Genomic DNA, 23,930 nt, shown 5'->3' on the forward strand with positions numbered 1-23,930 from the left:
AAGCCCCCAACCGTTAATAAGTTTTAGGTGGTGGCGATGATAACCCTGACAACAGACTTCGGGCTTGGCGGCCCCTACGTGGGCGAGATGAAGGTTGCCATGCTCAGGGTCAATCCCAACGCGCGGCTCATTGACGTTACCCACTCGATAAGGAGGCACTCCGTAGTTGAGGCCTCCTTCGTCATGGAGCAGGTGGTGAAGTACTCCCCGGAAGGGACCGTTCACGTTGGCGTTATTGACCCCGGGGTCGGCACCTCCCGCAGGGCCGTTATCATCGAGGGGGAGCAGTTTCTCGTTGTTCCCGACAACGGACTCGCAACCCTTCCGATGAAACACATCAAACCCCGGAGAGCCTACGAGATAGATTTCGAGAGGATAAGGCGCTTCACGGGCTGGAGGATAAGCTCTACCTTCCACGGCAGGGATGTGTTCGGTCCCGCCGGGGCGCTCCTTGAGGCCGGCATTGAGCCCGGCCAGATAGGAACTGAAATCCCCCTGGAAAGCCTCGTCAGGCTCAACGTGGAGCCGCGGCGCGAAGGAGACGACTGGCTGCTCACGGTACTCTACATTGACGACTTTGGCAACGTGATCCTCAACCTCGAGAACTATGGGACGCTGAGGGCGGTAGAGCTTCCCGACTTGGGGGTCAGGGTTTCCTACCTCGACACCTACGGCCAGGTAAAGCCCGGCGAACTGCTTGCACTTCCCGGAAGTCACGACTACCTCGAGATAGCCGTCAATCAGGGGAGCGCGGCGGAAAGGCTCGGTCTGAAGGTCGGGGATGAGGTGAGGGTGAAGTTGATTGGAGGTGATTGAATGGTCAAGCGCGGCCTCTTCGTCGGCCGGTTCCAGCCGGTTCACAACGGACATATAAAGGCGCTCGAATTCGTTTTTTCACAGGTTGATGAGGTGATACTGGGCATCGGAAGCGCCCAGGCGAGCCATACGCTGAAGAACCCCTTCACGACGAGCGAGAGGATGGAGATGCTCATCAGGGCGCTGAACGAGACGCACTTGGCGGACAAGCGCTACTACCTGATTCCCCTCCCTGACATCAACTTCAACGCCATATGGGCGACCTATGTAGTGAGCATGGTTCCGCGCTTTGACGTCGTCTTCACCGGGAACTCCCTCGTTGCCCAGCTATTCAGAGAGAAGGGCTACGAGGTCATCGTCCAGCCGATGTTCAGGAAGGACATCCTCTCGGCGACCGAGATACGGAAGCGCATGGTCGAGGGGCAGCCCTGGGAGGAGCTCGTGCCCAAGAGCGTGGCCGAGTTCATCAGGGAGATAAAGGGCTGCGAAAGGATAAAGATGCTCGCGACCAACCTTGAGAAGAACGAGAAGGAGCTGCAGGCGCCGATTAGGATTCCGGAGTTCTGAGGTGATGTTATGAGGGACTGGAAGCAGGCGCTTGAGAAGTTCATGGGTGAGTGGAGGAAAAGGGATTTCGTCGAGGCCGCCCTGCTGACGGGAAGCTACGCGGTTGGGCTGGAAACCGAGCGCTCCGATGTGGACGTCTACATAATCCTCTCCGACGACGTGGACTGGAGGGAAAGGGGAAACGTTGTTGTGGATGGGATTTTAATCGAATACTTCGTAAACCCCGCGAGGCAGATAAGGCGGTACTTTGAGAAGGAACTTTCTCAAAACAGCAGAAGCACGGCGAGGATTGTCACCATTGGGAAGGTTCTCTTCGACAAAACCGGGATAACTGAAACACTCAAAATGGAAGCCCGGGAGTACATGGAGACGCCGTTTGAAAGACCAGACGAGACCTGGGTCGAGGTGGCCAAGTATTCCCTCTGGGACGCCCTCGACAGCCTGAAGGACGCCGAGGAGAGGAGCGACCCCAGCTATGCCCACATTTACCACCTGGCACTCCGCAGGGCCCTTGAGGTCTACTCCAAGTTTTTGGGTTTGGAGGTTCCCCCTGCGAGCAAAGTTTACAGGCTCTTCAGCGACGAGACATTCAGAAGAGCCTACCTCTTCCCGGATTTCCCGGACGGGAGGTTCGTAGAACCTTTCCTTCGAGCCTTGGAGGAGGTTAAAACTGAAAATCTTGAAGCCATTATAGCTCACGTCTTCGATGAAATGGGCGGTTTTGACATCGATGGCTGGCGGCTGAGGACTAGGGTTGAGGTTTAGACGCCGGTGCCCCTGCCGCCCTGGATTTGTAGAGCCACATGAACAGGGCTCCCGTTACCAAAAACAGCACCAGACCCGCCGCGTACGGCAGCGTTGCATGGATGCTCGCTAAAGCACCAGCTATGAAGGGGGCAACTAGACCAATAAGCCTGTTGTAGCTCGATATCGCCGCGTGGAACTCACTGGCCCGCTCCTTCGGAATCAGCGAGAACTGCCAGGAGCGGTAGAAGGGGAACCAGAGGGTGTTTCCGAAGTCGCCGAGGGCATACACCGCCAGCGCCAGCCAGAACGGCGGTGAGAGCGCCATGACCAGCGCGTAGACCGCGTTGATAAACATTCCGAGGCCGATGACCTGGAAGCCCCTTCTCTTGGGAACCCTCTCACTGGCGTATGTGCCGATTATGGAAGCTATGCTGCTCGCACAGGCAATGAGCGTTACCTCGAAGACCGTTTTGTGGAGCACGAAGACGACATAGTTGATGAGCACCAGCTCCGGGGCGAGCGCCCAGGCGAGCGTTAGTAAGGCCTCGAAGGCCAGGAGAACCTTGAACTCCCCAACCTTAAACGTGAAGCCCTCGGGCGTTATCCTCTCCTCTCTGCCGACTGAGGGAAGGAAGAACCCGATGTAGGCTACCGTAACGGCGGAGAAGAGGCCGAAGAATAGGAACGCCCAGCGGTAGTTCTCCGCGCCGGGGTAGAGGTAGCCGAAGATGTAGCCGAGAACCGGGAAGGTTATCAGTCTTGCTATCTCCGGCAAACGGAGATGCCAGGCGAATATCTCCTCGTACTTGTCCTCTGGATAGATTATCTGCTCGTATGCGCGGTAGAGGGGGTAAAGCACGGTTGATAGCTTCTCCACGGTTCTTCCGGCGAAGAGTGCAACTGGAGCCATGGCACCTTTGGCGAGGCCGTAGAGGACGTAGGCGATACCGTCGAGGATGTCTATCGCGATGAGGCCCTTCTTGATATCCCAGCGGTTGAACAGCCTGCCGAAGAGGTACGTTAAGGGAATCGCGATGATGTTGACGGCCGTGAAGAACGCCCCGACCTCAAGGACGGAGTAGCCGACCTTCATCATGTAGAGGGGGAACAGTATCCAGACTATCAGGCCGGGAGCGATGAGCGTGTGGTAGAGCATGTATGCCTTAGCTTCCTTCGGAATCTCACTCCAGCGCATCTGAAGCCCCGTTCATATTACGACCGGGATTTTTAAACGTTTCTCGGGCATTTAACGTAAATCAGCGCCGGCTCGCCCCACTCGGGGTAGGGGTCTATCAGAGCTACCCTCACGAAGCCCCTCCGCTCGTAGAAGCGCCTCGTCTTATCGTAGGGCCTGTAAGACAAATCACCTGAGGTTTTCACCACGAGGAGTTTGAAGCCGCTCTCCTTCGCCCACCCATCAACGAACTCGAGCAGTTTCGTACCTATCCCCTTACCCCTCAGCTCCCGCCTAACGGCCATCCAGAGGATTTCAAGGGCTTTTTCGTTGAGCGGTTTGACCGTTACAAAGCCGAGAACCTCCTCCCCTTCAACGGCAACGAAGGTCTTCTCCACTCTCAAATCCCACCCCATAGCCCTCAGACCGGCCTCGTTGAACCACTCTGGCAGTTCCTTGGCAATTTCAAGGCAACTTTTCACGTTGTCTCTGGATGTTTCTATCCTCATTTTCAATCCTCCTGATTGGCTGCAGAATCCTTTCTCTGAGCCCATAAGGAAACATCCGGCATATCTCAGATGTCTTAGGGGTGTATTTTATCGTCCTCATGAGTCTCTGCAGTTAGATAGGTGCAAAGCTCTTTGGAAGAAATATTAAACTCTCTTCCGGCCTTTTTGACAGTTTGTTTATCCATTTTTTAATTTTGGCTCTCATCGTCAATATTTTTAAGACGTTGAATTTAAGCTTTTTTGATGATAAGAAAAGCAGGAATTGATGATGGGAGTATTTTAGGAGAAATACATGCTGGAGAGCCTCCATGGGAAAACTTTGAAATTTACCTGAAAGCCATTAGGGACTCTGGTGGAGATGTATTTCTCTACAAAGATAAGGGGGAGATTGAGCTTTTACCCTTCAATGGAAAGGCTCACGTCCATGTTCTTTGGGTTCAAGAGGGATATAGGGGCAAAGGTATCGGTTCAAAGCTCTTAGCGTTCGCCGAGGAATGGGCAAAGAGACGGGGCCTGAAAGGGCTAAGCGTCATTCCAGAGGACGAAAACGCCATGAGGTTCTACGAGAAAAATGGATTTGAAGTTAAAGACTGGCAAGTGAAGATTATAACGGATGTTAAAGGATGCGACGTAGAAGTAGAGACATATCATGATGGCCCACCAAAGTTTCCAAATATTTCAGCCGTTTACACTTCAGGTCTTTTCCTTTGGAACCTCCACAAAAAAGCTTCCCGATTCAGATTTGCGGACTTTACAATACTTCTTGTTGATGAGGGGAGCTGTGTAAATGCCGTTGTCTACGGAAGGAGACTCAACAGAAGAATTGTGAAAGTTGCTGAGTGCCTTGCTGGAAAAATCAGGAAAAGAATGTTCCTTCAGGTTTGGATGAAAGATTGGAAGATTTTAGAGGAAGAAGGGTTTAAGAAAATCGGTAAAGTTGAGTGGATGGAGAAGATTTTCACTTAAGCCACTCTTTTAATGCCCGGTTCACCATCCTTAAGAATTCTTCTTTAGTCCCTCCCTTTCTGTAGAACTCATCTAACAGCTCCATGAAACGCCTCTCTTCCTCCGTGAACTTCTCGCCCTTCCAGCGGAAGATTCTGAACCTCTCGCCAAGAAGCTCGACGGCGTGAAAGGCCGTGCGCCCCGAGGGATTGAGGTCCTTCACGAGCTCGATGGTGTTTATCGTGCCGTAGCCAAGCCTCTTCCAGAAGGCTACCGCGTCCTTGTCCTGGGGGAGAACGTAGAGGTAGAGGGCGTCGTCGTGCTTTTTCACCTCTTCCTCAGCCCTCTCAACGAGAGCCCTCCCGATGCTCCTGCCCAGAAACTCCTGCCTGACGAAGAGCTCTTCAATCCAGAAGCAGCCCTCGCGCGAGGAGAGCCGTATGAAGCCCGCTGGTTCTCTTTCGTAGGCGAGAAAGATAACGTCGCCCCTTTTGAAGTAGGTCTCGGCTTCCTTCCTATAACTTTCCTCCTCGTCCGGCCTCCAGCCCTGCTTCCCTCTGAGCTCACGGAAGAATTCGATGTAGAGCTCCTGGAAATCCGGAAGGTGTTCCTCATCGAGGCGAACTATCTCCATCTTCCTGTCCCTCCTACAGTCTAAGCGTCCCCTCTTCCATCAGGGGCTCCCCGTCCACGAGCACAGTAGGGTTCATGACAACGAAGTCGATGTGGATTTTCGACTCGTTTGCTCCCCCGAGGTGCAGGTTGTGTCCAATCGCCACGTGGACCGTCCCAAGGGCCTTCTCATCGAACATCCTGAGGCCGAGGGGCTTTACCCCGGGGTTCAGCCCTATTCCGAACTCCGCTATAACATTTCCTCCAGGCGTTTCAATCCTCCCCCTGAGCTCATCGGCCTTTTCGTCCCCTATGGAGATGACCTTACCTCTATGAAACTCCAGCTCCAGACCCTCGTGGGGAAGGACGAGCCGCCCTGAGGCGGAGCTCTCTATTGGGGCTATGTAAACCTCCCCCGCTGGAATCTCGACCTCGCACTCCCTACGCTTCAACCGACAGTCGCGGAGCGTCCCGTCTTCAAGGCCCGGCTTTCTCCCCTCAACGCTGAACCTCAGATGTGTGCCGTTTTCGTCTGTTATAAGAACATCCTTCGCCCCATTGAGTCTCTCTGCCACAATAAGCCCGAGCTCGCGCATCCGAACGTAGTCCACGTCCACTGCGGAGATGAACTCTAGGAGGTATTCACTGGGCTTTATCCCGTCCTCCTCAAGCCACGCCGGCAGGGGAAGGTTCACGAGGAGCGTCGGCACCTTCTCCTCCTGCAGGAGGCCATATATAGAGTCCCAAAAGGAGAAGACCTTCTCCTGAACGTTCTCGGATAGATCATCGACGGCCGTGTACTGGGAGAGCCATATCACGACGTCAACTTTCCCGAGGATGCCGGCAACGCTTTCTGAAGGCTTTTCTGGAAAATCAGATATCAGCGAGTCGTCGAAACTCCAGAGGAACGGGAGCGCGCCAACGCGGATGGCCTCCTCAGCCAGCAGGCTGGCGAAGTTCCTGTTGTGTGCCCCGTGGATTATCAGCACCGATTCACCGGCACCAACGAGCGCCGAGTCCCTGATTATTCGCCCTGCGGCGCTCCTGAGGTTGTTTTCCATCCCAAACACCTAAACCAGCTTTTTCCTGAATACCAGCACGTTAGGCTCCTCGGTCTCGTCCCAGAGGGAGAGGCCGAGCCTCTTCAGTCCAGGCAGGAGGGGCTTAACACCGCTCGGGAGCATTAGGTCGAACTCTTCCCATCCCCTCTCCCGTGCGACCCAGGCCATCGCGGGGAGCATGACTTTGAGCGTTGCCAGCCCCACGTCGAGGGGCGTGAACGTTGCCTCCCCCTTCGGAACGAGGAAGCGGAAGCCGTTGATGTCGTAGAATTCTGCCTTCGCCTTCAACCATTCGAGGCTTTCATGACTCCTGCGGAGGAACTTCCATCCGGCGGGGATTACGCCGAGGGTCAGGTCTTCCAGGCTGGATTCTATCATCACCGGCTCCTCCGGCTCGAAGGCAGAAACCTTTGCCCCCAGGGTGAAGAACTTCGCGGTTATCGAGAATCCGTCCCTCTTTGCCATTGCTATGCTCTCGCGGTTGAGGAAGTAAGTCGCGAACTCAAGGACTTCAATCTTCCCCTCGCGGGCGAGCCTCTCGCCCAGTTCAAGCATGAAGCCGTGGAGCTTCCTCCCGTAGCCCCTACCTCTATAATCCGGGTGAACCCTCAGTCCCTCCAGCCAGCCGACCTTTCCCGGGAGAAGCGTCAGCTTCGCCGTGCCGATTACCTTTCCATCAACCTCCAACACGTAGAAGTGGCCGTCTCTAAGCCACTCGTCAAAGACCCTCGCCAGGTAGTCCTCGCCGCCCCAGGTCAGCCTTGCAATCTCCTCGATGGATGGTCTGTCCTCCGGCTTTGCATCTCGGATGAGCGGTTCCATGATATCACCAAAGTTTATTAGTTCCATCTCAATTTATGGGTTTGGGAACGTCAGGTTGAACATCAGCCCACCGGTCAGGTTCAGGATATTCCGTTTTATTTCCTGAGCGGTAGCATTGTACGGGGCGAGCTTCTCGATGGTATCCAACGTTCTCAGCTCGTCCTCGTTTTCGCAACCCCCTTCGAACGGCCGTGTAATTTCAAGCCGTCTTAATATCCCCGTTTTCCCATCGACTTCACCGATGATGAACCAGCACAGGGAGATGTTTTCAGTCGAGACGCACTCCATCTCAAAGTCGAACCATGTTTCGTTATCAGAAAGCAGTTCCACGGGGTGTCTGCATGTTTTCAGGATTCTATTGTCGGGTATTCCCAGGGAGGCCGTCACGTTTCGGTACAGCCTGTTGTATGCCCGCATAACCTCCATGTCCGCGGTGTCAGCGGAGACCCCAATGACCTCTCCAGTGGTGTGGTTGACCTTGTACCGCATCCATGGAAAGCCCCTCACCGGAGTGCCGTTCGGGTAGTACGCCGTGATTTGGACGTAGACGATGCTCCGCTCGGTTTGCCCATAGGGGCGGTACCACACCCAGAAGACGCCTTCCTCGGGGTCGTAGCTCGCCTCGAAGCTCCACGTGGAGATGCTGTCCACCGTCAGGGAGGCGTTTCCGAGCCTTTCCATTATGTCCGGCCGCGTTTTTTGGAGGTATTCTCTCGCTGCGTAGATGTCCCGCCCGTACTCGCTCCAGAGGACGTGACTGTACTGCTCGTGCTGGTTCTTGAACCCCTCAACGTCTCTTCTCAGCTCTCCAATTTCGAGGCGCATCTGAACCATCTGGACGATTAGAATGAAAATTATGATGAAGGGAATGATTGCTTTGAGGTCGTCATCCATGTCGCATCCCATACTACTAACGTTTCAAGGTTTATAACTTTACCTTTGACTGTGGTGTTATGTCCGAGCTCCCGTGACTTAAACAGCGTAAACACGAGCAGAACCGACGCCAGAAACGCGGCAGATGCCGCGATGATTGAAGTTCTTAGAACGTCCTCCCCTCTTTCTATCAGCCACGCAAAAGTTAATTGCGACAGTGGAATTACCAGCGTCGCGAGGGCGTCGAAAACCCCTTTCACGGTTCCGAGGCTCTCCAGAGGGAGGAACTTCTGCATCAGGCTGTCGAAGGAGACGTTGAGGAGTTCCCTACCAAAGCCCAGCAGAAAGACCGCAGGGAACAGCGCTATCACCGCCGGAACGCCGACGATGAGGAGCGTGATGCTCTGGAGGAGCATTCCCGCAACCAGCGGCCGCTTTAGGCCAGCCCGCCTTCTATGGGCCAAGTAGGTCAGCCCTACCACCGCCACGAGGCTTCCGGCCGTCGTGAGCCCCTGAAGGATGCCGTAGAGAACCTTACCTTTTGCGAGTTCCCTCAGGGAGGCGAAGACGAATATCCTGAAGGAGCCGAGGGCGAAGTTGAAGAGCAGCACCAAGGCGAGGATTCCAACCACGAGCCCCCTGCTGATTTGCAACCGCTGCTCTTCCCTGGTCTCAGCCGTCCCTTCGCGCTTCACCTCGACGTTCAGGTAGGGAAGGAGCGTGAGCGCACCGAGGAGAAGGAGAACCGCATCGATGAGCATGGTCCTTATTCCGAGGCGATACGCTAAGAATCCGGCCAGTGGAAACGCCACCAGGGAGACCCCGTTCCCCAGGGTCGCCAGCGCCGCGTTCAGCCCCTGAAGCTCAGACTCGTCAAGGGTCATCGAGGCTACCAACGAGAATCCGTAGTAGCGGTGGAGTATATCCAGCGCGGAGATACCCGAGACGATGAGGTAGAAAGCCCAGACGTTCGAGGAGAGCGGGATTATGAGAACGGCAAGGACTGCCTGGAGAATGAGTGCGAGAAAAGCGAGTCTGACTTTTTTGGTCGTCCTGTCGAGGGTTTTCCCGAGGAGTGGGAGAAGGATGACCCATGGTAGGTGAGTGAAGAGCGCAAAACCCCCGATGCTCACCAGCGAGCCGGTTGTATCCAGCAGACTCCAGGGTAGGGCGACGCTCTCGATTGCATCCCCGATGATTCTAAAGGATGATGTGAGCATATGCAGGCGGTAGAGGGTTCGCTTCACGGAGTGAGGTTGAAGAGAGGGTTTAAAAAATTATGAATCAAAATTCATGCGGTGTTCAAAATGGAAAAGTGGGACTTTGATGGTTGGGCCGAGAGCTACGATGAGGACGTAACAAAGGAGGACTGGATACACAGGGACTACTGGAAGGTTCTCAAACTTGTTGCTGGGCAGGCTGAGGGAGCCGTTGTCGACATCGGGTGCGGTACAGGTAATATACTGCGCTTTCTCAGGTCGGAAAACTACGTCGGCGTTGAGCCTCAGAGGGGATGAGAAAGAAGTTTCAGGAGAAGCACGGCTTTGAGCCGCTGGATGGCCATTTCCTAAGCGTGCCCATTCCCACGGAGAGTGCTGACACCGTAATAACGACCTACGCCTTTCACCACGTGCCGGATGAGGAAAAGGAGGACGCGATAAAGGAGATGCTCCGCGTTCTGAAACCCAGCGGAAAAATCGTCATCGCCGATGTGATGTTTGAATCAGAGGAGGAAAAGATGAGAATCGGCGAGGAGGACGGTCTAAAGGAGGAGATAGAGGACGAGTACTTCGTTACCGTTGATAAGCTGAGGAAAATCTGCGGAAAGCTCGGGCTGGAGTGCCGGTTCGAGAGGGTAAATAGATACGTCTGGATTGCCGAACTGTTCACCCCTGACCGGAAAGGCTAAAGGAGTGACCACCCTATGGACAATCATGCCCGATGAAGACCTTGCCAGGGAAGTTCAGGAGCTCAAAAAAGCCCTTGAGGAGCTCAGGGAGAGCTTCGCCGTCGTTTCCCAGATGGCGCAGGCTTATCTGAGGCTCATCAACATATACGCCCAGTACGGTGGGCTCAGCATAGACCTAGTCGTTCCGGAGGTCAGGAGCGACCCGATAGCGCGTGAAATCGTCCGGATTCTCTTCGACCTGAAGAGGGCCAACGTGAGTCAGATAGCGCGGGAGCTGAAGGGGAGGCGCGGAAAGGCCTCGCGGAACACTGTTAGGGCGAAGCTGGCCGAGCTGAGGGAGATGGGCATCGTTGTCGAGGCTCCCGGCGAGAGGGGGAAGGTCTACGCCCTTTCCCGCGAAGTGGTCAAAAAGTGGCTCGAAATGATCGGAATGCCAATTAGGCTTGACCACACTAATGATTATTGAGGTGGTTGATATGGTGGATGAAAAGGTAGGAACCCCGAAGAAACTGGAGGAGCTCCTCGACGAGCTGGTCGAGGGGATAAGGAACGCCCAGAGTGTGGAGGAGGTAGAGGTTCTCAAGAAGAAGGCAGAGGTTGTGGAAGACCTCATCGAGGCCTACGAGGGCGACAAGGATCTCGACAAGATACCGGCCCTCATGGAGAAGGTCGGTGACATGATGGAGGACATCCTCAAACCGCTCAAGGAGCTCCTTAACGAGCTCTACAGCCCGGAAAGGGTTCAGACGATGGGCAGGAGCGTGGCCGAGTTCTACAAGAACCTGACCGAGGCCGGAATGGACAAGGATGCCGCCCTTGAGCTGACGAAGGAGTATATGGACGCGATAAACCCCGGAAAGAAGCTCATGGAGATGCTCGCCAACTTTGGAAGAGGAGGTTTCGGCAACATAACGATCCACGGCGGTCCGCAGGGTCCCGAGGGGAAAGAGCAAAAGGAGGAGTGACTTTGGGCCTCCTTCACTTTTTTCTTCGACTGCCCGTGATAGCGTTCAGGATGGCGGGCATGGTCAGGATAACGAACCGGGCGAAGCGCGGCTTTAAACGGGCGCTTCTGGATGGAGGTCTTCCGGCCGAGGTCGTCGATGAGCTGGTGGGGGACTTTGACCCGTCCGCGCCGCTCAGAGAGACTCTTTTCAGGTTTTCCAGGAAATAGCCGCCTCCCCCACTCACTCCCACATTGCCCTGGCGGAGATTTTAACACTCGACTTGTCCCCGTAGAGCAGTATCAGGACGTCCATATCACCGTAGGTGGAAACCTCAATGTAAACCGCTTTCCCGCTTTTCTCGAAGAGGTCGTTAGCTGCCAGGCGTCTCCTCTCATCGTGGGATGGAAGCTCGACGTAGTCCCTCTCTACCCATCCCATTTCAAGGAACGCTTTCTTTAGCTGAAGATAGACCTCCCGGCCGAGGCCATAGGGGTAGAACAGCACCGCGGCCCTTGCGCCTCCGGAAGAGACGTTCCCCTCCAGCTTGTAGATGTATCCGTCGAACTCCAACCCCTCCCCAGCTGTCCAGTTCCAGGGCCTCACGTCGTTCCTCAGTTTGCCGAAGGAGAGCAGCTCACCTGGACTGGCTCCGCCCGTGCCGACCACGTGCCAGAAGAAATCGCTGGTCGAGTATCTGGGCTTCTTGACGACGATCGCGAGGTAGTGGTTGTAGCGGTACTGGGCGAAGACGGTTATCATATCCGCGTCCCAGGCGAAGGTTCTCGCGTAGGGTTCCCTTCCGTCGTCGGTTCTCTCCCAGCCCTCAGCCAGGAGCTTTTCGGTCAGCTCGTCGAGCGCGGTGAGGTATGCTGTGGCGTTTGGATAAACTAGGAGCATGAACTCGACGTCGTCCGTTCTTCCGCTGTACCAGGCTGCCGCAGGGACTTCGGGAATATCGACGAAGTCGGTCGTGATGTTGAAGTCCTTCCTGAGGTCATCGAGGACCATCGATATTACCATTTCAGGCTCCACGCTCCTCCCGCTGGCTGGCCGGAAGGTTCCCCTCGGCAGTCCGTTCCCTTCCGCGAGGAGGCTTGCCGTCGGGTCGTCCCACTCCCACAGTTCCCGGACGGTTTCCTTAATCTCGCTCTCGTCTCCGAAGAGCAGAGTCAGCCTTTCCATTCCCGCCACATCGGCCAGTTCAATGTAGACTCCGGAGCCGTTGGCCTCGAAGTAGTCGCTCACCACGAGATGTCCCGCCGGATCCCGGGTGTTGGTGTTGATATACTCCTCCTCGACCCAGCTGTTCCTAAGGAAAGCCTCCTTGAGCTGGAGGTAAACCTCCCTCCCCTCACGGGGCCGGTAAACAAGGAAAACTGCACTCACGTTGGTTCCCTCAACGGTTCCCTCCAGGGCGTCCAAGTAGCCGGAGAACCTCAAACCCCTCTCCTCGCTCCAGTTGCCCTCGGCCACTTTGACCGGCAGGAAGAGGCCAAGAACCTTGCCGGGGCTGGGTCCAATCGTGATGATGCTCCACGTGAATTCCGAGAGGCGCATCGCCCTCTCTTCCGAATCCCCTCCGGCGGTCCTCGCCACGAACAGGACATAGAAGTAGCGCTCGTAGGTATAGAATGCCGTGTAAGTCTCGTTTCCCCTCTCCCAGAAGGTTCCATCCCCCTGCTGGAAGCCATTCTCAATCAGGAATCCCACCACACCATTCATGGCCTCTTCGACCGCGGTTGAATTTGGGTATGCAAAGAGGCCGAACTCGATGCCGTCCGCCGCTCCGGTGAAGCTTGAGAGGCTCCTCGGGGGCAGGGGTATGTCCACGGGACTTTCAGTGACGTTGTATTTCTCGGAAATTCTGGAGACCACCTCACTGACGGAGTCTTTTGGGGAATACGAGAACCAGTCCGGCCGTTTCGGCTTGAACGTTCCCGCGGGGAACGTGGCCTTTGCTCCCTCCCGTGGGGACGTGTTTTCGGAGATATGTTCGTCCACGCCTTCGTGGGCCGTCTCAATCACCGGACTTTCTGTTTTCTCCCCCTGCGGGGCGTTGATGCATCCGCCTGACATTGTGATCAGAATTATGAGGATGAATGAAACAATAATTTCGACGCGCCTCATGGGTAGTCCCGGGAATTTTTAGATTTCAAATTATAAGTACTTTTCCCTTTCAAGTTGTTCCCAATCACCCCACTGTCCCTTCTGAACCGTTCGTAGATCAGCTCGTCAAGGTATCGCCCATCGCTCCAGATGTGCTCTCTGAAGTGGATCTCATCCACCTTGCCGTCCAGCTGATTCAGTTGAAGCCTGCCACTCATCCTTCATTATGTCATAGAACAACACATCAACGTATCCGTCCGGCGTCCACGCATGTTTCCTTAACTTTCCCATCAGCTTGAAGCCGTTCTTCTCAAGAACCCTTATTGAGGCAACGTTGTTCTCATAGGTTCTCGCAAAGACCTTGCGCAGATTCATGTAGCGAAAGTAAAACTTTAGGGTTAGCTTTACCGCCTCACTTGCGTAGCCCTGATTCCAGTGCTCTTTCCCTATAACATACCCTATTTCCGCCGTTCCGTTCATGAAGTCTATTCTGCTCAAGATGACTGTCCCAACGAGTTTGCCCTCCTCATTGAGTACTGCAAAGGCCCTTTTGGTCAGCTTTTTAGCCGTCAGATTCTCGTACCACCTCACCCACTCTTCAAGCGTCGAAACATCTGAGGATCGGCGAGACTTTTGGTAATCTCTCTGTCATTGTTCCATTCCCAGATTTTCTGAATGTCTTCTCGGAGGATTATGCCCAGCGAGACTTTCTTACCTTTGAGAATGATGGGCCTCATCGGCATCACGGGGTTACAATGCGAAAAATATTTTAAAAGATTTTTCAACAAAGCCGCTCCAGTGATACGAAGTGGAGCGGTGGCTCAAGGGAGTTCTCCTGATCCTGGCTTTGACTGCGATGGTACTCTCGAACAAGTTCATCAGCCTGGGGCAGGTTCATAGGCTTTTGAATCTTGGGGAGATAATTTTCCTCGTCTTTGCCGTTTTAAGGCTCTTAGGTTACACCAGAGAGAAGCTCGGCCTCGGCGGTGAGTTTCATTTCATCAAGCACGTCCTGTTTCCCTTCGTTTTCTTCATGCTTCCGCTTATAGTTGTGGTGTTTGTTCCCCACAACCCCACGCCGCTGTGGAAGTTTGCCCCCTACTTCCTGAACTATCTCCTCATAGCCGGTCTCGTCGAGGAACTGCTTTTTAGGGGCCTGCTCTTCGCCTCCCTTGAAGAAAGGTTCAATGGGTGGAGTGCCCTCGTCGGAAACTCAGTGGTATTCTGGTTAGCCCACTTCGCCGTTGGACTCAACGCGTCTCAGCTCATCGCGGCGTTGATACACTCCTCCTATCGGCTCGCCTTCAGGAGGATAGAACCCCTGATAGCAGTTCACGCGCTATGGGATGCGGCGTTCATAGCGCTGGAGCCCAGATTCTCGGGTTCGTGGGGGCTTATAATTGTTTTCCCCTCGGGGAAGCCCTCCTTATAGCACCATACTCACCAACCATGTGAAAATCGGAACCTTAAGGCTCTCGGTTTTTCTTGCGAGAGAGTAGGTCAGCAGAGCAAGCATGGCCATATACACTCCTAAAAGCAGTGTCTGAACTGGTGGCATTCCGGTTATGACGTTTAAAACATGAGCAAAGCCCCAAAACACAACTGGGGCCAGAACTCCATTCGCTTCTCCAGCGAACTTGATCGTTCCTATATAGAGAGCGTTGACGGCGACAATTTCGAACAGGTAGTAGAAATACTCCGTGAGAGTCGCTATCATCGCCAAAGGAACGTTTCCCTGGGCTCTTGATAGGTGATAGTGAAACGCCCTCAGGAGTTGTGGTGAATATGAGCCTCCGAAGTATGCAATTTCAACACTTAGAAACAGCAGAACAACGCCAGTGGCCAAGAAGAACTCTTTCCTTCCAAATTTCCCCATTAGGAGAGTTTTTACATCAACGTCCAGCCACCTAAGGATAAATGCCAGTGCTATCACTCCCACTAAGGTTATTGCCCACGTTCTGATTATGTACTGAAAGGTGTTTTGGGACTTCCATGAGCCAAGCAAAATCTTGGAAATTGCTCCAACCGCCAAGGGAGGCCCCCACATAACGAAGACGAACCAGGCGAGGGCGAAGAGGACGAGTTTTCTCATGCTTCCACCTCCAGACGTGGGCGGCTTTTCGCCCTATCTGTCCTCAATCCTCTCGACGACAATTACAGTATTCTCCCCTTCCTCCTTAACCCCGAGTGCGACGCCCTCGCCCAAAACCTCCACCCAGCCGTTCTCCCAGAGCTCCCTTACCTTTGGCTCCCCTTCCCCGGAAATCTCGACCACAACGGCCTTTCCTTCAAGCTCGCCCCCAACGAGGAGCTTATCGCCAATTGGTAGCAGTGAGGTGGCGCTTCCCTCCCCAAGGGTTGTATCGGCATTACCAACGCGAACCCAGAAGTTCCCCCCGCGATAGCCGGCTAAGACGAGCTTTCCGTTCCAGCGGCATGCCGTCAGCGCTATTCCCTCGGCAAGAACCTCCTCACGGGAGGGCTCGCCGTCTCTGCTAAACTCGAAGGATTTGACCTCCCAGCGCCCATCCTTAACGCTCCCGATGAGCCTCAGACCGTTTCCCTCCGGAAGCAGGGCCGTGAAGACGGCATCGTTCCAGCTTCCAAAGTCCTTCAGCCAGAGGAGCTCCCCCTCGGGGGCAACCTTCCCAAGAAAGAACCCCTTATCGCCCGGTCTTCCGGTTTCGCCTGCGATGAAGAACCCATCCCCTGCGGGGAGGATTGAATAGACCGCCCCATTGTTTCTGACGTTGAGCTTCCTCTCCCAGAGGACGTTCAGGCTCTCGTCGAGCCTCGCGACGTAGGCCTTCCAGCCCTCGCCGCCGTCCGGTGTCGCAACACCTTCAACCGCCCCGCCAATCAGATAGCCGTCGTTGAGATTGAGCGCGCTGTGTCCCTCCCAGTCGTTTTCTCCCGCCAAAAAGCGGGTTTCAATGATTTCCTCTCCGTTAATCCTTGCCAGCATGATTCTGTAGTTCCTCCCGTCGTGGACGCTCCCGACGACGAGGTCTTTAGCCATGGCAACCGGAACCGTTTCAACGCCGAAGAAGTAGGTTCTCATGGCCTTACCCCCTTTGAATTATCCTCTCGACGAACCTCTCAAGCCTGGCCCGGACCTCAGGATGTTCTATGAGGTTTCCCCGGAGGGAACCTCCGCCATACTCGTTCGAGGACAGCAGAACTGCCTCCGGCCAGCTCTCGCCACCGGTCAGCCCGTACAGCACCTCGTGGAGCGCCATATCTCCGCCGGAGCTGGTGTTTCCGATGAGTATGAAGTTCAGCTTCTCTTTGAATGCCTTCCATTCCTCGTAGCTCTTGAAAACGGCCTGGCCCCTCTCGGAGAAGGCTCTGTAGAGGCCGGAGGCGTGGCCGCCGTAGGTTGGGACGGCGAATATCAGAACGTCAGCCTTTATTGCCTTCCTGTAGAGCGCCGGCACGTCGTCGTTTATGGGACAGTTACCGGTGAAGCACTCGTATTCACAGTGGCTGCAGGGCCTTATCTCCAGGTCATAGGCCTCTACCAGCTCTGTCTCGTGGCCTTTTTCCTCAAACTTCTGAAGGCAGAACCTGAGGATTCGGGCACAGTTGCCGCCCTTCCTGGCGCTGAACGCAACTCCAATGACCTTCATTGTATCCCCAGTGTTACGACTCCAAATGGTTTTTAAGGATTACTCTTGATTTGGAATTCAGGTGTTGGCAATGGAGGTAGAGAAGGCCGTTGAACTCGCGTTCTCACTCGGCGCGGAGTACGCGGAAGTGCGGTGGGAGGAGCTTCTCAGGGCGGAAATCACAGCCTCAGAGAGAGTTGATGTTTCTGCCCGCTCCACTGGGGGATTCGGGGTTAGAATCCTCGTGAACGGTTCCTGGGGCTTCGCCTCCGTGAACTCCCGGGAAGACCTTGAGTGGGCCGTCGAGAAAGCGGTAAGACTTGCACGGATTGGGGAAGGCAGGGTGAGGCTCGCGAAGGTCGGGCCAGTACGCGACCGGGTGGAAAGCAAGATGAAAATCAAGCCCTCAGAGGTATCGCTCGACGAGAAGGTGGAGGCCGTCAAGGAACTCCTAAACGCCCTCCCAGAAGCCTCAAGAAAGGTCGTCAAATACTCCGATTTCTCCGGCTTTAAGCGGCTTGTCACGAGCGAGGGGACTGAAATTGAATGGGAGCTGGAGGGGATTTCGTTTGAGGTCGATTTGGCTGTCTCTTCAAACGGACGGAGCGCATGGCTCTTCGAGCTCACCGGCTCGGTTGAGAGGGGATTTGAAGCCGTTGAGGATATAACCGGGAGGATACTCGGTGGAATAAAGGGACAGCTCGACTGTTTCCTGAGGGGGAGGCGGCCGAAGCTCCATGATGTCCCAGTGCTTCTCTCGCCCTACTTCGCGGGGATGATTGCCCACGAGGCTTTAGGACACCTCGCGGAGGCCGACGAGTTGCCAAACACGCCCCTGGCGGGGAAGCTCGGAGAGAGGGTTGCCCCGGACCTCGTGAGCCTGAGCGACGGGAACGTCGAGGACGGCCACGGAAACGACCGCTACGATGACGAAGGTGTTCCAGTTAGGAAGGTCGAAATCCTGAAGGACGGGGTTTTCAGCAAGCCCCTCGTGGACAGGGAGAGGGCCTTTGAGCTCGGCGTGGAGCCGAACGGTCGCGCGAGGGCCGAGAGTTACGCCTTCGAGCCCATGGTGAGGATGAGGAACACCTACTTCGAGCCCGGCGACTGGACGTTCGAGGAGCTCCTGGCTGAGGTGAGGCGGGGCTACTACCTCGTCCGTCCTGGGCCTGGACAGACCGGATTAGACTCGTCTTTCACTGCCGGAATTCTTGAAGGCTACACCATCGAGAACGGTGAGGTTGCAGGCCCAATATTCAGTGCCACCGCCAGCGGAAGGGCCCTGGATGCACTCCCCGGAATCCGGGGCCTCGGTAAGGAGCTCGACTTCGAGAACTCCTACTGCGGGAAAGGCCAGGTGGTAATGGTGAGCATGGGCGGGCCGCACGTTCTCTTCGAGAGAGGAATAAGGGTGGTGTGAATGGAGCGCGAAGTTTATCGGTTCAGGGGGAAGAGCCTCGGCCTTTCGCTGGAGGGAAGCGTTAAGCCCTTCGCGCGAGTTCGGGAGTTCACCGCGGTCAGGCTCGTTGAGGACGGCAGGGTTGGCTGTGCACTCGCCGAAGGAAGGAACGAGGAGAAGGCAATCAAACTTGCCCGGGAGCTCCTGCGCTTTTCGAAGGATGAAAGTTACTCCCTTCCCCCTGGATCCAGGGTGCGCTGGGAGAGGACGTTTGAGGCTGATGTTGAGGACTCGGCCGAGGAACTCTCCTCGCTGGCGGATGATGTGGGGAAAAGGGGGCTTTCGCTCTCTGGAACCGTTGAGTTCATAACCCGGTGCCTCTCCGTTGAGAGCACCGCGGGGGCAGACGTCAAAGGGACCTACTCTCTTATGAAGGTTGAGCTTGAAATAGCCAGCAACGTTCCGTTCTCGCTCTCGACCGGCTCCGCCGCGAGAACTGAGGTTGGAAAGCTCCTTAATCCCTACCTCCGCCTTGTGGAGGGCCTTGGGGAGACGGAGCCCCCGAAGGGAGAGGCTGAGGTCATCATAGCACCGACGCCGCTTTACGCCCTTCTCATTTCACCCATCCTCTGGAAGTTCCGGGGGAGCACGGCGGTGAAAGCGCCGGGAATGGAGGCGAAAGAAGGAGAAATCCTGGCCTCGCCTCTCGTGACGGTTCTCGACGACCCGATCGATAAGGGCTCGCTCCGCTACGTGAAGGCAGACGACGAAGGAGTCAAAGCGGGGAAAAACGTCCTCATTGAGGAAGGCGTTGCTAAAGGACTCCTCTGGGACAGCTACACGGCTTGGAGGGCCGGGAGGAAGAGCACGGGCAACGGAATAAGGATAGGCGAGAGGGTTTTCGATGGCCCGCACAACCTGACGCTCGCCCCCGGAAGGAAGGGCCTCGATGGGCTTATAGGTGAAGTCGAGAAGGGATTTTTGATCCTCGGCGTCAGGGGCGCGAACGCACTCGATCCGACGACGGGGGACTTCTCGGTGGTCGCTACTCCTGCCCTCGTAATCGAGCGCGGCGAAACCGTCGGCTTCTCCCGCTTTGAACTCAAGGGGAACGTCTGGGAACTGCTCAAAAACACCACAGGAGTTGGAAGTGAGCTCGCGAGAATCTGGCTCGACGAAGGGCTCTCGCTGTCCCTACCCTTCCTGAGGACGGAGGTGGTTGTGTGAGAGAAACCCTGGATAACTTCCACTTCAAAGTCCTCGAAGCTTTCAGGAAGGCCGGCGGCACGGAGGAGGAACTCACGTGGCTCACCGGTTCGGCACTGGCTTTGTTTCCTGCCCACAGGGAAGAGATCCGGCTGAGGCTCAGAACCATGGAGGAGATCCTAAGGAGGGCCAGGGGGAGAATTCTTGAGGTCGGCTCCGGTTCCGGACTGCTCGCCCTCGCGCTCTCTGAGAAGGGAACCGTCATCGGAGTCGAAAAGAGGGCCGACTTCTTTCCCTTCCTTCGGGAGCTTGAGAACGGACGGCTGGTCTTCATCCGGGCGGACTTCCTCAGCGACGACGTTGGGCGGGACTTTGACACCGTGGTCTTCTCCTACATCCTCCACGACCTTGAACCTGAGTCGTTCATAAAACGGGCCGCTGAAGTTCTCTCGCCCGGTGGCAGAGTCCTCGTCGGCGACTTCGACCTTAATGGGCTGAGAGAAAAGATAAAGGAGCTCGCCGGGCTTTATGGGCTCCTCGTGAGTGAGGAACTCATCCTCGGACGGGCAACGAGTCACGGCAGGGAGTGCGATGCGTTCCTGCTCGTCCTTGAAAAACCGGGGGAGGCCAAAAAATGAAGGTAGCTCTAATCCCGATGCGCGTTGAGGTTGGAAACTTCGAGGCCAACTGGCGGGAGTTTGAGAAGCGCTTTGAGGAGGCCCTGAAACATGACCCAGACTTCGTTGTCTTCCCGGAGTACTGTTTGACTGGCTTTAATGAGTGGGACTTCAGCGGGGCAAAGCTTTACGACGAAATAGTGGAGAGGGTGAGCCGGCTTGCCAGGGAGGCGGGCGTTTACATAGTCTTTGGACTCCTCGAACCCTACAAAAACTGCGTCTACAATTCGGCTTTGCTGATCGGCAGGAACGGGGAAATCCTGCTGAAGCACCGCAAGTTCCAGGAGCCAATGAAGTTCTGCACCGGCAACACCGTAAAGACCGCAAAGACGGAGTTCGGCAAAGTCGCGATAATCATCTGCGGCGACCTCTACAACAAGAGGATAGCAAAGTGGATCAGACGGAAAAGGCCAGATTACGTCTTCATGCCGATGGATCGCTCACCGTGGGGTGAGTTCAACCTCGCGGAGGAAGTGGATGACATGGGCAGGCGAGTTGCCTTCCTTGGAGTCAGAACGTTCATCGTAAACAGCTTTGGCCACTGGGACAGCTTCGGCGGCGCGTGGGTCTTTGATGCGGATGGAACGCTCCTGGCCTCGACCGAGGGTGAGAAAACTCTCCTCTGGGAGGAACAACTTTAAAGCCCCCTGATATTAAGGGCCTTGGGGGATGGGAATGTGGCGCCCGGCCAGATTCGTTGACGGTAACGTTGCCTTCTCGCGGATGCCAACGCGGAGGGAAATGGACGAAGTTGCCAAAACCTTCGATGCGGTTGTGGTGCTCGTTGAGGAGTTTGAACTTCCCTACGGCCTGGATGAATGGTGGAAACAGGGTGTCGAGGTGCTCCACAGCCCGATAGAGGACTTCACGGCACCGAGCTTGAGCCAGCTCCTTGAAATCCTGCACTGGATTGAGGCGAGGGTTGAGGAGGGCAAAAAGGTTCTGATTCACTGCATGGGCGGCCTCGGGAGGAGCGGAACGGTTGCCGTTGCATGGGTGATGTACTCCAAGGGGCTCCCCATGAGGGAAGCCCTGAAAATGGTTCGCAGGATACGGCCCGGCGCGGTTGAGGTGGAGGAGCAGAGGGGGGTTCTGAAGGAGCTGGAAAGGCTCCTCAGAAGCCGTTGAAGCTCACCACCTCTTCGAGCCTTCTCCTCTCGTACTTCGGCTTCGGGTCTGCAGGATAGCCAACCGGCAGTATCGTCTGGAGCTTGTAGTCTTTTGGTGCGTTCAACAGCTCTTCGACCGGTTTCGGGTTCGGAGGGGTGTACGTCACGGTGCCGAGGCCGAGCTCCTCGAGCGCAAGGAGAAGGTAACCGACCGCTATCCAGGTTGATTGGAGCCAGTATGGGGCCTTGGTGTGTCCAAAGACGAGTATCAAATAAGGCGCCTCGCTGAGGAATGGCTTCTCCGGTTTGAAGCCCTTGGCGTTCAGCCAGGCCATCAGGTCACCCTTCGTCCTTGAGTAGAACTTCTCCTCTTCCTCCTCGCAGAGTTCCCTTATCTTCCCCTTGAGCCAGTCGTCGTCCACAACCACGAACTTCCAGGGCTGGGCGTTCATACCGCTTGGCGCTTCCTTTGCCGCCTTGATGGCCTTCATCACGTCCTCCTTCGGGGGCCTCTCCGGGAGAAACTGCCTCACGGTCTTTCTCCTCTTCGCCAGCTCAAGAACGCGCATGGCATCACCGGTTTCTTTTGGGCGGAAACGGATAAAAACGTTTAGACGTAGAACACCATGCCATCGTAGGCTACCAGGACTTTGTTTCTCCACCTCTTCCTCACGTACTCCGTTAGCTTGAGGAAGGGCAGGTTCTTGTGGGAGATGTGGCTGAGGACAGTCCTCTCCGCAAGCTTAAGCCCTATCTTAGCCGCCTCGTCAACGTTGTTGTGATACGGGTCGTCGGTTCCCGGGGGATAGGTCGCGTCAACTATCGCCAGCCTGAGGGGGGAGTTCTTCCTCAGGAAGTCCTCCGTTGATTCCGGCAGACCCTTGGTGTCGTAGATGAGAGCCACCCTCTTGCCGTCCTCCTCTATGAGGTACCCGAGGGTCTCAACCTGATGGTTGAGCCGGAACGCGGTGATTTTAAGGGTGTCAAGTTCAACGGTATCTCCGGGTTTTATCGTTCTCGGCTGGAGGTTCTTGGGCTCGCGCAGGATCCGGGCATCGGCGTGTCCCTCCGGCGCGTAGAGCGGTGTTTCAAGTGCCATCCAGCGGAGCTTGTAGAGACCGTAGATGTGGTCGTGGTGCCAGTGGGTGAGGAAAATCGCCTCCAGCGGAACGTTCAGGAAGTCCCTTATGTCGGTTCCAACGTCGAAGAGAACGGCCTTCCGGTTCTCGGTAATTACAGCGAGCGTTGACGGCTTTCTCTGCGCGAAGCCGAACTTTCTCGCCTCACTGCATGTCGAGCAGGTGCAGAGGTGCGCCGGAATTCCCTCGCTCCCGCCGGTGCCGATGAAGTAGATTATCAAACCCACCACCTATTTCATGGCTGTGAAATAGTTCCCTTATAAGGATTGCCGCCAACTCCGGAACATGAGGTTCATAGCGGACATGATGCTCGGCCGGCTCGCGAGGTGGCTCCGGCTGTACGGCTACGACACGCTCTACGGGGTGGAGGATGACGACGAGATACTCCGGGTTGCCCTAGTTGAGGGCCGGATTCTCCTGACCAGGGACTCGGGCCTCGCAAAGAGGGCTGAGAAGCTCGGGGTTGAATCAATCCTGCTGAACTCGAACTCCCTTGAGGGGCAGGTCGAGGAACTCAGGCGTTTTGGTGTGGAATTCAGGGAGCTTTTTCCGGCCAACGCACGCTGCCCCAAATGCAACGGACTGATAAGGCCCGCCTCGAAGGAAGAGGTTAAGGAGAGAGTCCCGGAGAGCGTTTACGAGAAGTACAATGAGTTCTACGTCTGCGAGAACTGCGGTCAGATTTACTGGCCGGGAAGGCAGTGGAGGGGGATGCTGAAAATAGACCGGAAATTAAGAAAAGAAAGCTAGTGAAGCGGGTGGTGGCAGGCAACGAAGTGGTTGTGGCCTATCTCCACCAGCTCCGGCTCGTGGGCTATGCAGGTCTCGCTCGAGAACGGGCACCTTGGATGGAAGCGGCATCCATTCGGAGGGTTGGCTGCGTTGGGGACTTCTCCGGTTATCTTGAGCTTCTTTTCCTTCTTCCTGCGCGCTATCGATGGAACCGCCTGGATGAGGGCCATCGTGTACGGGTGGGCGGGGTTCTTCAGAACCTCATCGGTCGGGCCGATTTCGACTATCTTGCCGAGGTACATCACCGCTATCCTGTCCGCTATGAGCTTGCCGACCGCTATGTCGTGGGTTATGAAGAGCTGGCTGAGGTTGTACTCCTCCCTGAAGGACTCGAGAAGTTCGAGGATTGAGGCACGCATCGAGACGTCTATCATCGAGACCGCTTCGTCCGCCACCACGAACTCCGGCTTCAGAACCATCGCCCTCGCTATCACAACGCGCTGCCTCTGGCCGCCGCTGAGCTGGTGGGGGTAGTAGTCGAGCCTGTCGGGCGGAAGGTTGACCTTCTCGAGGAGCTCCTTCGCCCTTTCCCTCGCCTCATCCTCCGAGACGCCGTGGACGGTCATGACCTCGACCATCTGGTCGCCGACTTTCCTGAGGGGGTCGAGGCTGGTCATGGGGTCCTGGAATATCATGCTGATGTCCTTTCCGCGGATCTTCCTAAGCTCCTCCTTGCCCACCTTCAGCAGGTCCTTTCCCTCGAAGATGACTTCGCCCGAGACTATCTTCCCCTGCGACGGGACGATGTTCATTATCGCGTGCGCGACCGTGGATTTTCCGCTTCCGCTCTCCCCAACGAAGGTGACCCACTCTCCCCTGCCTATGCTGAACGTCACGTTCTCGGCCCCTTTGACGACCCCAGCGAGGGTGTAGTAGTAGATGCTAAGGTTTTTGACTTCCAGCAGCATTCAC

32 protein-coding genes are annotated in these 23,930 nt (G+C 55.8%); 16 read left to right on the top strand and 16 right to left on the bottom strand.

Annotation, left to right across the window (positions count from 1 at the left end):
- Window positions 1–36: 36 nt before the first annotated feature.
- The 3 genes from APY94_RS00540 to APY94_RS00550 are packed head-to-tail and all read left to right on the top strand — an operon-like array spanning window position 37 to window position 2,148.
- Window positions 37–816 (top strand): SAM hydrolase/SAM-dependent halogenase family protein, encoded by a 780-nt coding sequence (locus APY94_RS00540; RefSeq protein ID WP_058937791.1) that lies wholly within the window; start codon window positions 37–39, stop codon window positions 814–816.
- Complete coding sequence (locus APY94_RS00545) at window positions 817–1,383, top strand: nicotinamide-nucleotide adenylyltransferase (protein WP_014013529.1); 567 nt, start codon at window positions 817–819, stop codon at window positions 1,381–1,383. It abuts the gene before it with no gap.
- Between the two features lie 9 nt (window positions 1,384–1,392).
- Complete coding sequence (locus APY94_RS00550) at window positions 1,393–2,148, top strand: nucleotidyltransferase domain-containing protein (protein ID WP_058937792.1); 756 nt, start codon at window positions 1,393–1,395, stop codon at window positions 2,146–2,148.
- Here the strand turns inward: APY94_RS00550 and APY94_RS00555 are convergent.
- Window positions 2,132–3,325 (bottom strand): MFS transporter, encoded by a 1,194-nt coding sequence (locus tag APY94_RS00555; protein ID WP_058937793.1) that lies wholly within the window; start codon window positions 3,323–3,325, stop codon window positions 2,132–2,134. The genes APY94_RS00550 and APY94_RS00555 overlap by 17 nt on opposite strands.
- 32 nt (window positions 3,326–3,357) lie before the next feature.
- The gene (locus APY94_RS00560) at window positions 3,358–3,813 is read right to left on the bottom strand and encodes a GNAT family N-acetyltransferase (RefSeq protein WP_058937794.1); all 456 of its coding nucleotides are present in this window, start codon (window positions 3,811–3,813) and stop codon (window positions 3,358–3,360) included.
- Between the two features lie 243 nt (window positions 3,814–4,056).
- Between APY94_RS00560 and APY94_RS00565 the strand changes: the two genes are divergently transcribed.
- The gene (locus tag APY94_RS00565) at window positions 4,057–4,779 is read left to right on the top strand and encodes a GNAT family N-acetyltransferase (RefSeq protein ID WP_058937795.1); all 723 of its coding nucleotides are present in this window, start codon (window positions 4,057–4,059) and stop codon (window positions 4,777–4,779) included.
- Here APY94_RS00565 and APY94_RS00570 read toward each other — a convergent pair.
- From APY94_RS00570 to APY94_RS00590, 5 genes are read right to left on the bottom strand one after another with little or no spacing between them, the layout of a single operon-like run.
- The gene (locus tag APY94_RS00570; protein ID WP_058937796.1) at window positions 4,772–5,392 is read right to left on the bottom strand and encodes a GNAT family N-acetyltransferase; all 621 of its coding nucleotides are present in this window, start codon (window positions 5,390–5,392) and stop codon (window positions 4,772–4,774) included. The two genes, APY94_RS00565 and APY94_RS00570, sit on opposite strands and share 8 nt — an antisense overlap.
- Before the next feature lie 13 nt (window positions 5,393–5,405).
- Window positions 5,406–6,431: an aminopeptidase gene (locus tag APY94_RS00575; RefSeq protein WP_058937797.1), complete on the bottom strand. Its 1,026-nt coding sequence runs from the start codon at window positions 6,429–6,431 to the stop codon at window positions 5,406–5,408.
- 9 nt (window positions 6,432–6,440) lie between these two features.
- On the bottom strand, window positions 6,441–7,253 hold the full coding sequence (locus tag APY94_RS00580) for a GNAT family N-acetyltransferase (RefSeq protein ID WP_058937798.1): 813 nt from the start codon (window positions 7,251–7,253) through the stop codon (window positions 6,441–6,443).
- A 33-nt stretch (window positions 7,254–7,286) separates the two neighbouring features.
- Entirely contained in the window at window positions 7,287–8,159 is an 873-nt protein-coding gene (locus APY94_RS00585; protein ID WP_157065423.1) for a hypothetical protein, read from the bottom strand.
- Window positions 8,108–9,373: an MFS transporter gene (locus tag APY94_RS00590; RefSeq protein ID WP_169791791.1), complete on the bottom strand. Its 1,266-nt coding sequence runs from the start codon at window positions 9,371–9,373 to the stop codon at window positions 8,108–8,110. Before APY94_RS00590 ends, APY94_RS00585 begins: the two co-directional genes overlap by 52 nt.
- 51 nt (window positions 9,374–9,424) lie before the next feature.
- On the opposite strand from APY94_RS00590, the gene APY94_RS13510 reads away from it, so the two are divergent.
- The 5 genes from APY94_RS13510 to APY94_RS00610 are packed head-to-tail and all read left to right on the top strand — an operon-like array spanning window position 9,425 to window position 11,209.
- The gene (locus APY94_RS13510) at window positions 9,425–9,643 is read left to right on the top strand and encodes a class I SAM-dependent methyltransferase (RefSeq protein ID WP_245610353.1); all 219 of its coding nucleotides are present in this window, start codon (window positions 9,425–9,427) and stop codon (window positions 9,641–9,643) included.
- Window positions 9,640–10,035, top strand: a complete 396-nt coding sequence (locus APY94_RS00595) for a class I SAM-dependent methyltransferase (protein ID WP_245610354.1) — start codon at window positions 9,640–9,642, stop codon at window positions 10,033–10,035. Before APY94_RS13510 ends, APY94_RS00595 begins: the two co-directional genes overlap by 4 nt.
- 25 nt (window positions 10,036–10,060) lie before the next feature.
- Window positions 10,061–10,501: a winged helix-turn-helix domain-containing protein gene (locus APY94_RS00600; protein WP_058937800.1), complete on the top strand. Its 441-nt coding sequence runs from the start codon at window positions 10,061–10,063 to the stop codon at window positions 10,499–10,501.
- A gap of 10 nt (window positions 10,502–10,511) precedes the next feature.
- Window positions 10,512–11,000 (top strand): hypothetical protein, encoded by a 489-nt coding sequence (locus APY94_RS00605; RefSeq protein WP_058937801.1) that lies wholly within the window; start codon window positions 10,512–10,514, stop codon window positions 10,998–11,000.
- On the top strand, window positions 10,997–11,209 hold the full coding sequence (locus tag APY94_RS00610; protein ID WP_058937802.1) for a hypothetical protein: 213 nt from the start codon (window positions 10,997–10,999) through the stop codon (window positions 11,207–11,209). The genes APY94_RS00605 and APY94_RS00610 overlap by 4 nt, the downstream gene beginning before the upstream one ends.
- Window positions 11,210–11,222: 13 nt before the next feature.
- Here APY94_RS00610 and APY94_RS00615 read toward each other — a convergent pair whose 3' ends face one another.
- The 3 genes from APY94_RS00615 to APY94_RS13910 form a co-directional block, all read right to left on the bottom strand.
- Complete coding sequence (locus APY94_RS00615) at window positions 11,223–13,109, bottom strand: hypothetical protein (protein WP_058937803.1); 1,887 nt, start codon at window positions 13,107–13,109, stop codon at window positions 11,223–11,225.
- 150 nt (window positions 13,110–13,259) lie between these two features.
- Window positions 13,260–13,679 carry a GNAT family N-acetyltransferase gene (locus tag APY94_RS00620; RefSeq protein WP_342667047.1) on the bottom strand — a complete coding sequence of 140 codons (420 nt, stop codon included), beginning with the start codon at window positions 13,677–13,679 and terminating at the stop codon, window positions 13,260–13,262.
- A complete protein-coding gene (locus APY94_RS13910) occupies window positions 13,676–13,834 on the bottom strand; it encodes a hypothetical protein (protein ID WP_342667048.1) in 159 nt (52 codons plus the stop codon). The genes APY94_RS00620 and APY94_RS13910 overlap by 4 nt, the downstream gene beginning before the upstream one ends.
- Window positions 13,835–13,896: 62 nt before the next feature.
- Between APY94_RS13910 and APY94_RS00625 the strand changes: the two genes are divergently transcribed.
- Window positions 13,897–14,520, top strand: a complete 624-nt coding sequence (locus APY94_RS00625) for a CPBP family intramembrane glutamic endopeptidase (RefSeq protein ID WP_058937804.1) — start codon at window positions 13,897–13,899, stop codon at window positions 14,518–14,520.
- On the opposite strand, the gene APY94_RS00630 is transcribed toward APY94_RS00625, so the two are convergent.
- The 3 genes from APY94_RS00630 to APY94_RS00640 are packed head-to-tail and all read right to left on the bottom strand — an operon-like array spanning window position 14,515 to window position 16,717.
- The gene (locus tag APY94_RS00630) at window positions 14,515–15,180 is read right to left on the bottom strand and encodes a hypothetical protein (RefSeq protein WP_058937805.1); all 666 of its coding nucleotides are present in this window, start codon (window positions 15,178–15,180) and stop codon (window positions 14,515–14,517) included. The genes APY94_RS00625 and APY94_RS00630 overlap by 6 nt on opposite strands.
- Window positions 15,181–15,213: 33 nt before the next feature.
- Entirely contained in the window at window positions 15,214–16,149 is a 936-nt protein-coding gene (locus APY94_RS00635) for a hypothetical protein (protein WP_058937806.1), read from the bottom strand.
- Window positions 16,150–16,153: 4 nt separating this feature from the next.
- Window positions 16,154–16,717: a flavodoxin family protein gene (locus APY94_RS00640; protein WP_058937807.1), complete on the bottom strand. Its 564-nt coding sequence runs from the start codon at window positions 16,715–16,717 to the stop codon at window positions 16,154–16,156.
- A 70-nt stretch (window positions 16,718–16,787) separates the two neighbouring features.
- Here APY94_RS00640 and APY94_RS00645 point away from each other — a divergent pair, with 70 nt between their 5' ends.
- Genes APY94_RS00645 through APY94_RS00665 form a run of 5 tightly spaced genes read left to right on the top strand, consistent with a single transcriptional unit; the run spans window position 16,788 to window position 21,106 of the window.
- Window positions 16,788–18,116: a TldD/PmbA family protein gene (locus APY94_RS00645; RefSeq protein WP_058937808.1), complete on the top strand. Its 1,329-nt coding sequence runs from the start codon at window positions 16,788–16,790 to the stop codon at window positions 18,114–18,116.
- Window positions 18,117–19,322 (top strand): TldD/PmbA family protein, encoded by a 1,206-nt coding sequence (locus APY94_RS00650; RefSeq protein WP_058937809.1) that lies wholly within the window; start codon window positions 18,117–18,119, stop codon window positions 19,320–19,322. It abuts the gene before it with no gap.
- The gene (locus tag APY94_RS00655; protein ID WP_058937810.1) at window positions 19,319–19,939 is read left to right on the top strand and encodes a class I SAM-dependent methyltransferase; all 621 of its coding nucleotides are present in this window, start codon (window positions 19,319–19,321) and stop codon (window positions 19,937–19,939) included. Before APY94_RS00650 ends, APY94_RS00655 begins: the two co-directional genes overlap by 4 nt.
- Entirely contained in the window at window positions 19,936–20,619 is a 684-nt protein-coding gene (locus tag APY94_RS00660) for a carbon-nitrogen hydrolase family protein (RefSeq protein WP_058937811.1), read from the top strand. The genes APY94_RS00655 and APY94_RS00660 overlap by 4 nt, the downstream gene beginning before the upstream one ends.
- Window positions 20,620–20,653: 34 nt before the next feature.
- Window positions 20,654–21,106: a protein-tyrosine phosphatase family protein gene (locus tag APY94_RS00665; protein ID WP_058937812.1), complete on the top strand. Its 453-nt coding sequence runs from the start codon at window positions 20,654–20,656 to the stop codon at window positions 21,104–21,106.
- On the opposite strand, the gene APY94_RS00670 is transcribed toward APY94_RS00665, so the two are convergent.
- Window positions 21,093–21,656 (bottom strand): nitroreductase family protein, encoded by a 564-nt coding sequence (locus tag APY94_RS00670; RefSeq protein WP_058937813.1) that lies wholly within the window; start codon window positions 21,654–21,656, stop codon window positions 21,093–21,095. The two genes, APY94_RS00665 and APY94_RS00670, sit on opposite strands and share 14 nt — an antisense overlap.
- Window positions 21,657–21,697: 41 nt before the next feature.
- Complete coding sequence (locus APY94_RS00675) at window positions 21,698–22,447, bottom strand: MBL fold metallo-hydrolase (protein WP_058937814.1); 750 nt, start codon at window positions 22,445–22,447, stop codon at window positions 21,698–21,700.
- A gap of 64 nt (window positions 22,448–22,511) precedes the next feature.
- On the opposite strand from APY94_RS00675, the gene APY94_RS00680 reads away from it, so the two are divergent.
- On the top strand, window positions 22,512–22,976 hold the full coding sequence (locus APY94_RS00680; RefSeq protein WP_058937815.1) for a Mut7-C RNAse domain-containing protein: 465 nt from the start codon (window positions 22,512–22,514) through the stop codon (window positions 22,974–22,976).
- Here APY94_RS00680 and APY94_RS00685 read toward each other — a convergent pair.
- Complete coding sequence (locus tag APY94_RS00685) at window positions 22,973–23,926, bottom strand: ABC transporter ATP-binding protein (RefSeq protein ID WP_058937816.1); 954 nt, start codon at window positions 23,924–23,926, stop codon at window positions 22,973–22,975. The genes APY94_RS00680 and APY94_RS00685 overlap by 4 nt on opposite strands.
- Window positions 23,927–23,930 lie beyond the last annotated feature (4 nt).

It is taken from the genome of Thermococcus celericrescens (assembly GCF_001484195.1).
Taxonomy (GTDB): domain Archaea; phylum Methanobacteriota_B; class Thermococci; order Thermococcales; family Thermococcaceae; genus Thermococcus; species Thermococcus celericrescens.